Source organism: Streptomyces katrae, from assembly GCF_000966975.1.
Lineage (GTDB): Bacteria > Actinomycetota > Actinomycetes > Streptomycetales > Streptomycetaceae > Streptomyces > Streptomyces katrae.
In genome coordinates this window covers 1-9,506 of the sequence record NZ_JZWV01000833.1, presented here as the reverse complement: position 1 = coordinate 9,506, position 9,506 = coordinate 1, and the positions used below count along the sequence as shown (strand labels likewise).

Annotated in this window: 6 protein-coding genes and 1 pseudogene; 4 read left to right on the top strand and 3 right to left on the bottom strand. The window is 74.4% G+C overall.

Going from position 1 to position 9,506, the window contains the following annotated elements; genetic code table 11:
* On the bottom strand, positions 1-817 hold an 817-nt coding region (locus tag VR44_RS27555), incomplete at its 3' end, for a serine/threonine-protein kinase (RefSeq protein WP_045950319.1).
* A 255-nt stretch (positions 818-1,072) separates the two neighbouring features.
* On the opposite strand from VR44_RS27555, the gene VR44_RS27550 reads away from it, so the two are divergent.
* The gene (locus VR44_RS27550; RefSeq protein WP_045950318.1) at positions 1,073-2,878 is read left to right on the top strand and encodes a glycoside hydrolase family 15 protein; all 1,806 of its coding nucleotides are present in this window, start codon (positions 1,073-1,075) and stop codon (positions 2,876-2,878) included.
* A 10-nt stretch (positions 2,879-2,888) separates the two neighbouring features.
* Here the strand turns inward: VR44_RS27550 and VR44_RS27545 are convergent, their stop codons facing one another.
* The gene (locus VR44_RS27545; RefSeq protein ID WP_045950317.1) at positions 2,889-4,115 is read right to left on the bottom strand and encodes a saccharopine dehydrogenase family protein; all 1,227 of its coding nucleotides are present in this window, start codon (positions 4,113-4,115) and stop codon (positions 2,889-2,891) included.
* Positions 4,116-4,230: 115 nt separating this feature from the next.
* Between VR44_RS27545 and VR44_RS27540 the strand changes: the two genes are divergently transcribed.
* On the top strand, positions 4,231-4,941 hold the full coding sequence (locus tag VR44_RS27540) for a TetR/AcrR family transcriptional regulator (protein WP_045950316.1): 711 nt from the start codon (positions 4,231-4,233) through the stop codon (positions 4,939-4,941).
* Positions 4,942-5,093: 152 nt separating this feature from the next.
* Positions 5,094-6,637, top strand: a pseudogene (locus VR44_RS27535) (APC family permease).
* On the opposite strand, the gene VR44_RS27530 reads toward VR44_RS27535, so the two are convergent.
* The gene (locus VR44_RS27530) at positions 6,634-7,416 is read right to left on the bottom strand and encodes an ABC transporter ATP-binding protein (protein ID WP_094191946.1); all 783 of its coding nucleotides are present in this window, start codon (positions 7,414-7,416) and stop codon (positions 6,634-6,636) included. The pseudogene VR44_RS27535 and the gene VR44_RS27530 overlap by 4 nt on opposite strands.
* 110 nt (positions 7,417-7,526) lie before the next feature.
* Here VR44_RS27530 and VR44_RS27525 point away from each other — a divergent pair.
* Positions 7,527-9,506 (top strand): FtsX-like permease family protein (locus tag VR44_RS27525; protein ID WP_045950314.1); only part of this gene is annotated, 1,980 nt, incomplete at its 3' end.

Genomic DNA, 9,506 nt, shown 5'->3' with positions numbered 1-9,506 from the left:
GCCAGGGGCCCGTGCCCGCCCGCTGCGCGGCCGCGGCGGCGAGCTCCGCGACCGCCGGGCGGTCCGCGGGCCGCTTGGCCAGGCAGTGCCGGGTCAGATCCCCGAACGGGCCCCCGACCCCGTCGAGGTCCGGTTCGTGGTGCACGAGCCGGTACAGCAGTTCCGCCACGGACCCCCCGCCGAACGGCCCGCGCCCGGTCGCCGCGAAGGCCAGCACCGCCCCCAGGGAGAACACGTCCGCCGCCGGGCCGACGGTCCGGCCCTCCGCCTGCTCCGGTGACATGTAGCCGGGGGAACCCACGACCAGCCCCGTTCCGGTCAGCACCGTCTCGTCGGCGGACCGGGCGATGCCGAAGTCGATGAGCAGCGGCCCCGAGGGGGAGAGCAGCACGTTGGACGGTTTCACGTCCCGGTGCACCAGCCCGGCCCCGTGCACCCCCGCCAGCGCCTGCGCGAGTCCGGAGAGCAGCCGCCACAGGGCCTCCTGGGGCAGCGGCCCGTGGCCGATGACGGCGTCGGAGAGCGCCGGCCCCGGAACGTACGCCGTGGCGAGCCAGGGCACCTCCGCCTCCGGGTCGGCGTCCAGGACCGGAACGGTCCCCGCCCCCCGGAGCGACCGGGCCGCCCTGACCTCCCGGGCGAAGCGGCGGCGGAAGCCCGGGTCGCCGGCGATCGTCCCGTGCACGACCTTGAGGGCGACCGTCCGGCCGCCCGGCGACCGGCCGAGGTAGACGCGGCCCATGCCGCCCTCCCCGAGCCGGTACAGCAGCCGGTACGCGCCCACCCGGCGCGGATCGGTCGCGGTCAACGGCTGCATGCCACACCCCCGTGGGACGCCGTCCCCGTCGTCATCCCCCACGTGACGCTCGTCCCGTGGGCGCCAGCCAGCATGGCACAGCGGCCCCGCCCGCGGCACGGGAGCGGGTGAAGCGGAACCGCACGCCCCCTCGTACCCGGGCAGCGGGACGTGGGAGCGGACGCGCCTGACCGTGAGCGCCCCGCCCCCGTGCGGCCGGCCGGTGCGGGCCGGTGCCGCAGTGCGTCGACGTTGCCCCGCTGCCTACCATGAGGAGTGGACGGATCGCGCTACCTGCCGATTTCCGAGCACGGCCTGATCGGTGACCTCCGCACCGCCGCTCTCGTGGGGACCGACGGCACCATCGACTGGTACTGCTGCCCGCGCTTCGACGCACCGAGCGTGTTCGCGGCGATCCTCGACGCCGACCGGGGCGGGTCCTGGCAACTGGCCGCCGACGTGCCGGCGCGGACCCGGCAGTTCTACTTCCCCGACACCAACGTGCTGATCACGCGGTTCTACGCGGCCGACGGGGTGGCGGAGGTCCAGGACTTCATGCCGGTCGTCGACGAGTCGCGGGAAGCGGACCGGCACCGGCTGATCCGGCGGGTGATCTGCGTCCGGGGCACCCTGCCGTTCCGGGCGCGCGTCGCACCCCGCTTCGGCTACGGGGCCGAACCGCACACCGTCCGCGCGCAGGCCCACGAGGCGGTCTTCGAGTCCCCGTCGCTCTCGCTGGCCCTGTCCTCCACCGCGCCCCTCGAGACCGACGGCACCGACGTGTCCTCGCACTTCAAGCTCCTCGAAGGCGAGTCCGCGGTGTTCGCCCTCGACCGGATCAGCGGCGACGTCCCTCCCCGGTCCTGTCCGCGCGCCGAGGCCGAGGAGCAGTTCGAGGCGACGGTCCGGTTCTGGGGCGCCTGGCTGGGGCGCTGCCGCTACCGGGGCCGGTGGCGGGAGATGGTCAACCGCTCCGCGCTGACGCTGAAGCTGCTCACCTACGCGCCGAGCGGTGCGATCGTCGCCGCGCCCACGACCAGCCTGCCCGAACGGGCCGGCGGCGAGCGCAACTGGGACTACCGGTACGTATGGGTCCGCGACGCCGCCTTCTGCGTCTACGCCATGCTCCGCCTGGGCTTCACCTCCGAGGCCGAGGCGTTCATGGGCTTCCTCTCCGAACGGTGCGTCGGGCTCACCACGGGCCCCGGCGGCCCGCTGCAGATCATGTACGGCATCGACGGGCGCACCGACCTGCCCGAATCCGAGCTGACCCACCTCGAAGGGCACCTCGGGTCCGCCCCGGTACGGGTCGGGAACGCCGCCACCGGCCAGCTCCAACTGGACATCTACGGAGCCCTCATCGACTCCGTCTACCTGTACGACAAGTGGGGCCGGCCCATCAGCAGCGACCAGTGGGAGGAGGTCGCGACCATCGTGGACTGGCTCTGCGGGAACTGGGACCAGCCCGACGAGGGGGTCTGGGAGACCCGCGGCGGACGCAGGAACTTCGTCTACTCGCGGCTGATGTGCTGGGTGGCGGTCGAACGGGCGATCCGCATGGCCAACCGGCGCGGCCTGCCCGCGGACCTGCCCCGCTGGCAGCGCAGCCGGGACGCGATCTACCGGCAGATCATGCGGGAGGGCTGGTCGGCGACGCGCGGGGCGTTCGTCCAGGGGCTGGGCGACGAGGTGCTCGACGCCTCCGTGCTGATGATGCCCATGGCCAAGTTCATCGCGCCGACCGACCCCAAGTGGCTCTCCACCCTGGACGCGCTCACCGCCGAGCTGGTCTCCGACTCGCTGGTCTACCGATACGACCCGCAGGCCAGCCCGGACGGCCTGCAGGGCGCGGAGGGCACCTTCTCGATCTGCTCCTTCTGGTACGTCGAGGCGCTCACCCGCGCCGGACGGCTGGAGGAGGCCCGGCTGGCCTTCGAGAAGATGCTCACCTACGCCAACCACGTCGGCCTCTACGCGGAGGAGATCGGCCGCAGCGGGGAGCAACTGGGCAACTTCCCCCAGGCGTTCACCCATCTCTCCCTGATCAGCGCCGCCTACAACCTCGACCGCGCCCTCGGCTGAGCGGCGCCGCTCAGCCCTGCTCCCGGACACCCCAGGGGGAGCCGTACTCCGTCAGCAGGTCCAGGAACGGACGGGGCGCGAAGGCCTCCGGGCCGAGGACACCGGACCGGGCCCACACCCCGCCGGCCATGAGCTCCAGCGCCACCACCGGGTTCACGGCGGTCTGCCACACGACGGCCTGGGAGCCGTACTCGCGCATCGACCACTGGTTGTCCACCACGTGGTACAGGTACACCTCGCGCACCCAGCCCTCCTTGGTGCCCTTCACCCAGGTGCCCGCGCAGGTCTTGCCGGACATGCGCCCGCCCAGCGTCGCCGGGTCGGGCAGGCAGGCGGCCACCACGTCGCGCGGGGAGACCCGTACCGGGGCGCCGTCCGCCCCGCGGACCGTGACCGGGGCGGTCGAGTCCAGACCCAGCGCGTGCAGGGTCCTGAGCTTGCCGATGAAGTCCTCGCCCAGCCCGTACTTGAAGGTGACGCGCCGCGCGTCCACCCAGCGCGGGACCAGCAGCACCTCCTCGTGTTCCACGTTGACGCACTCGACCGGCCCGATGCCCTCCGGGAAGTCGAACACCTCCGGCTCGCTGAAGGGCTCGGTGGTGAACCAGCCGCGGTCCCGCTCCCAGACGACGGGCGGGTTCAGGCACTCCTCGATCGTCGTCCAGATGTTGAACGAGGGGGCGAACTCGTGGCCCTCGACCGTCAGGTTCGCCCCGTCACGGATGCCGATCTCCTCGATCTCGTCGAACAGCTCGTCCGCCGCGTAGCGGGCGAACACGTCCGACAGGCCGGGTTCCACGCCCATGCCGACCAGTGCCAGCCGGCCCGACTTCTCCCACGCCTCCGCCCGGGCGAACTGTTCGTCGCCCAGCTTGACCCCGCACTCGGAGTACGGCAGGCCGGGGTGCGGCCGGGACAGCGACATCGCCATGTCCATGTAGTGGCTGTCGGCGGCGAGGGCCGCCTCGAACAGGGGCATCACGAAACGCGGGTCGGTGGCGTTCAGCAGCACGTCGCACCGCTCCTCGGTGAGGAGCGCGGCCACCGCCGCCTCGTCGGAGGCGTCGACCCGGCGGGCCGTGAACCGGCCGGCGGCGTCGCCGAGCGCGGTGACGGCGGCCTCGGCGCGGGCCAGGTCGTAGTCGGCGACCACGAAGTGGTCGAAGAAGTCCCGGCGGGCCGCGATCCGGGTGATCGCGGTACCGACGCCACCGGCGCCCACAAGCAGAACACGCATGACGAAACCCTCTCTCAGCGGGGTCCACGGAGGTCCGTGGCCCCATGGGAGGGATGAAAGCCGGGCCCGCGAGATAAGGTCAATGGTGTTGGCATAAGACTGAGGAGGGCACGCGATGGCGAAACCGGTGGTCCCCGAGGACGCCCGCAGGCGGCGGCGCCCCACCCGGCAGGGCGTCGTCCTGTCCGAGCGGCTGATCGTCGACACCGCCCTGCGCATGCTGCGCGAGCACGGCAGCGCCGGGCTCTCCGCCCGCCGGCTCGGAGCCGCCCTCGGCGCCGATCCCAGCACCCTCTACAGGTACTTCGACGGCATGGACGGCCTGACCCTCGCCATCGGCGAGGAACTCATCGGCCGGGGCCTCGACGGATGGTCCGCCACCGGGCTCTGGCGCTCCGACCTGCGCGAACTCGGGCTGCGCATCCACGGCGCCTACCTGGCCCACCCACAGGCGGCCGTGCTCACCGCCAGCCGCGTCACCGGCCGGCCCCGCGAGATCGCCGCCGACGAGGCGGTCCTCGGGATCCTGCGCACCGCGGGCTTCCCGGACCCGGAAGCGGTCCAGATCTACCACGCCTTCATCGACCAGAGCCTGGCCTTCGCCGCCCTCGACGCCGGCGCCCTCGCCCTCAGCGAGGCCTCGCGGCTCTCCGACGAGCAGCAGTGGGAGTCCACGTACGCCCGGCTGCCGGCCGACGAGTACCCGCACATCGCGGCCACCGGACGGCTGCTCGCCGCCCGCATGAACCACAGCGCCTACCCCGTCGCCCTGGACATGCTCCTCGCCAGCGCCGAAGCCCGCCTCCAGGCGCTGCGCGGCCGCTGAACGCACCCTCTGCGGCGCCCCGGGCAGCCCTTATGCCAACACCATTGACCCCCGAGCGGCCACGCGGGTTTCCTCTTCGCAGTTCACGCCCTGTTCACACCGCGCCCGGCAGCGGCGCAGCCCGCACACCGCACACAGCACAGCGAGGGACGATGGCCGCAGACACCCCCACGGAGACCGCCGCCCGGCAGCACACCGAACCCGCGACGGCCACCGCCCCCACCGCCCCGGCCGGCGCGCTCAAGGCCGACGCGATCGGCTTCCTCGACGCGCTCGCCATCGGCCTCAACGCCACCTCGCCCGCCTACTCGCTGGCCGCCGTGATCGGCCCCCTGGTCGCCCTGGCCGGCGTGCACGCCCCCGGCGTCATGCTCGCCTCCTTCGTCCCGATGCTGCTGATCGCCTCGGCCTTCCACTACCTCAACCGGTCCGATCCCGACTGCGGTACGACCTTCTCCTGGGCCACCCGCGCCCTGGGCCCCACCACCGGATGGCTCGGCGGCTGGGCCATCGCGATGACCGGGGTGCTCGTCGTCGGCTCGCTCGCGGACGTGGCCGTGGGCTTCGGGCTGCTGGGCTGCTCGCCGTCGGCGCCGACGGCCTGGCCGGGAACGCGCCGGTCCGCGAGGCCCTGACCGTACTGCTGATCCTGGTCATGTCCTGGCTCTGCGTACGCGGCACCGAGGCGTCGGCCCGCTTCCAGAACGCGCTCGTCCTGCTCCAGGTCGTCTGCCTCGTCGTGTTCGCCGCCGTCGCCCTGTACCGGGTTTACGCCGGCACCGGAAGCCTGGACGCCGTACGCCCCGCCGCCGGCTGGCTGAACCCCTTCGGCGCGGGCGGCTCCGCCCTCACCGGCGGGCTGCTGCTCGGCGTGTTCGCGTACTGGGGCTGGGAATCCGCCCTCAACCTGACCGAGGAGACCGAGGACTCCGCCAACGCGCCCGGCCGGGCGGGCATCTGGTCGACCGTCGTCCTGCTCGCGACCTACCTGGGCGTGGCCGTCGCCGTCGTCGCCTACGCCGGCACCGCCTACCTCGCGGGACGGGCCGACACCGAGGAGGACGTCTTCGCCGCCCTCGCCCGCGAGGTCCTCGGCGGCTGGGACTGGATCCTGCTCCTCGCCGTCAGCACCTCGGCCCTCGCCTCGACGCAGACCACCATCATCCCGGCCTCCCGCACCGCCCTGTCCATGGCCCGCCGCCACGCACTGCCCGCCCGCTTCGCCCGGATCGACGCACGCCGGGGCACCCCCGGCACCAGCACATGGTGGGTCGCCGGCACCGCGACCGTCTGGTACGTCGTCATCCACCGGATCAGCGAGAACGCCCTCGCCGACTCCCTCACCGCGCTGTCGCTGCTCATCGCCTTCTACTACGCCCTCACCGGCATCGCCTGCGCCGTCTGGTACCGCCGCCGGCTCACGCGGGGCCCGCGCCCCTTCCTGCTGCTCGGCGCCGGGCCCCTGCTCGGCTCGGCCCTGCTGCTCTGGCTGCTGGCCGAGTCCGTCGCCGACATGGCCGACCCCCGCAACGCGGCCACCTCGACGGCGTGGTTCGGGCTGGGCGCTCCGCTGGTCATCGCCCTTTTCCTGGCCGGCGCCGGCGTGGTGCTCATGCTCCTGCGCCGGCTGGCCTCGGGAACGTTCTGGCGAGAACGGCCCGGCACGCACGAGGACCGGGAGGCCGTGCCGTCCTAGGGCGTTCCGGCGCCCGCCCCCTGGTCGACGATGCGGCCGTCGCGCAGTTCCACGACGCGGTCGGCGAGTTCGATCAGGTTCGGGTCGTGGGTGGCGACGAGGATGGTGACCCCCTTGCCGCGCACCACCGCGCGCAGCAGCTCCATGATCGACCGGCCGGTCTCCAGGTCGAGCTGGCCCGTGGGTTCGTCGGCGATGATCAGGGCGGGGTCGTTGGCCAGGGCGCGGGCCACCGCGACGCGCTGCTGCTGGCCGCCGGAGAGTTCGCCGGGACGCTGGTCGGCGTGGTCCGCGAGGCCGACCAGGGCGAGCAGGGTCCGGGCGCGCTCCTCGCGCTCCCCGGCGGGGACGCGGCGCAGCCGCATCGGCACGCCGACGTTCTCGGCGGCGGTGAGGACGGGGATCAGGCCGAAGGACTGGAAGACGAAGCCGATCCGGTCCCGGCGCAGGGCGAGCAGGCCCGCCTCGTCGAGGGAGGCCAGGTCGGTGCCGTCCAGGGTGATCCGGCCGCCGGTGGGGGTGTCGAGGCCGCCCAGGAGGTTCAGCAGGGTGGTCTTGCCGGAGCCCGACCGGCCCCTGAGGGCGGTGAGTTCGCCGCGCCGGACCTCGAAGGACACTCCGCGCAGGGCGTGGACGGTCTGCGGACCGCTGCCGAAGCTGTGCCGTACGTCCTCGGCCACCACGATCGGCGTGCCTTCGTCCTCCTGTGCCACCGCGACCCCCGTCGAGTGCTGGCGTTCCGTCACTGTGCTCCCCCCACCTAGGACTTCCGACCGCATTTGCGCATCTGTCTCACCAATCGCGCAAGTCCCTTCCGTGTCTGGATCGGATCTGACAACATCGTCCGCTATCCGGTACCGAAGGTCCGGACGGGGGAGGGACTGCACACGTGCTCGGCTTCGTCGTGCGCCGACTGCGCGGGCGATGGCCGCTCGCCGTCGCCGTACTGCTCACCGTACTCATCGCCGCGACCGCGCTGACCGCACTCACGGCCTTCACCCGCGGCGTGGGGCAGGAGGGGCTGCGGCACGCGCTGACCGGCCCCGAGCGCCCGCGGACCACCGTCCTCGTCACCAGCGGCCGGGCCGCGTCCTCGCGCGCCGAGGACGACCGGGCCGTACGGGCCTACTCGGACGAGGTGTTCGGAAGGCTCCCGGTGACCTCCGAGAGCGTGGCCCGCAGCCGCTCCTACGGGCTCCCCGGCCCCGCGGCCGGCGGCCGTGACGCGGACCTGACCCTGCTCGCCGCCCTCGGCCGCGAACACGTACGCCTGCTCGCCGGCGACTGGCCCCGGCCCGTCGCCGCCCCGGCCGGCGCCCCCGCACAGCCACTGCAGGCGGCCGTGCCGCGCACGGCGCTCGCCCGCCTCGGCCTGGCCGGGGCCGCGCTGCCCGCGCCCGTCCGGCTGGACGACCGGTTCGGCGGGCCCCCGCTGACCGTGCTGATCACCGGCGTGTACCAGGCCGCGGACCCCGACTCCGGTTACTGGCGGCTCGACCCGCTCGGCGGCCGGGAGATCCAGGTCGGCAGCTTCACCACCTACGGCCCCCTCATGGTGGACGACACCGCCTTCACGGCGGGCGGCATCCAGCAGAACTACCGAGGCACCCTCCTGAGCCCGGACCTGGCCACGGTCACCACCGCCGAGGCCCGTGGCGTCCGCGCCGCCGCCGACCCCGCCGGCCTCGCGCTGAAGCGCACCGCCTCGCTCCAGACCGCCACCGAACTTCCGGAACTGCTGGCCCAGTTGGACTCCGCCCTGCTGGTCGCCCGCTCCACCCTGCTGGTGGGCGCCCTCCAGCTCGCCGTCCTCTCGGCCGCCGCCCTGCTCCTCGTCGCCCACCTGATGACGGCCCGTCAGGAGCCGGAGCGGGTCCTGCTCACCGCGCGCGGCGCCTCCCGCCGGCGCCTCGGCGTGCTGAGCGCCGCCGAGTCGCTGCTGCTGGCCCTCCCGGCCGCCGTCCTGGCGCCGCTGCTCGCCCCGCCCCTGCTGCGCCTGCTCGGCCGGTTCGGGCCGCTCGGCCGGGTGCACCTGGAGATCCCCGACACCTGGCTGGTCTGGCCGGTCGCGGCCGGCTGCGCCCTCGCCTGCGTCCTGCTCACGACCCTCCCGTCCGCCCTGCGCGGCGCCTCGGCCGCCGTACTGCGCCGCGCCGGCCGCAGGCAGGCCCTGGTGACGGGCGCCGCCCGCTCCGGACTGGACCTGGCCGTCGTCGTCCTCGCCGTCCTCTGCTACCAGCAGCTGTCGCAGTACGGGGGCGCCGACGCCGCCGGCCCCGGCACCGGACCCGCCGGCGGCGGGCTCGGCGTGGACCCGGTCCTGGTCGCGGCCCCGGTCCTCGCCCTGTGCGCGGGCACGCTGCTGGTGCTGCGGCTGCTGCCGTTCGCCGCCCGGGCCGGGGGACGGCTCGCGGCACGCGGCCGGAGCCTGGCCCCGGCCCTGTTCGGCTGGCAGCTCGCCCGCCGGCCCGGCCGGGCGACCGGGCCCGTACTGCTGCTCGTCCTCGCCGTCTCCAGCGGGGTCCTGGCCCTCGGCCAGCACGCCGCCTGGACCGCGTCCCAGCGGGACCAGGCCGAGTTCGCGACCGCCGGCGGACTGCGGATCTCCGGCAGCAGCATGTCCCCGATGGGGCAGGGTGGACGCTACGGGGCCCTCCCTGGCGCCGACCGGCTGATCCCGGTGGTCCGCCAGGAGCAGCCGCTGCCGGGCGGGGGCACCGCCGCCCTCCTCGCGCTGGACGCCGCCAAGGCCGGCGAAGGCGTACCGCTGCGCGCGGACCTGCGCGGCGGTTGCGGCGTGCGGGAGCTGTTCGCCCCGCTCGCGCCGCCCCCCTCCGCCACCCCCGCCGGAGCCCCCGCCGCCCAGGCC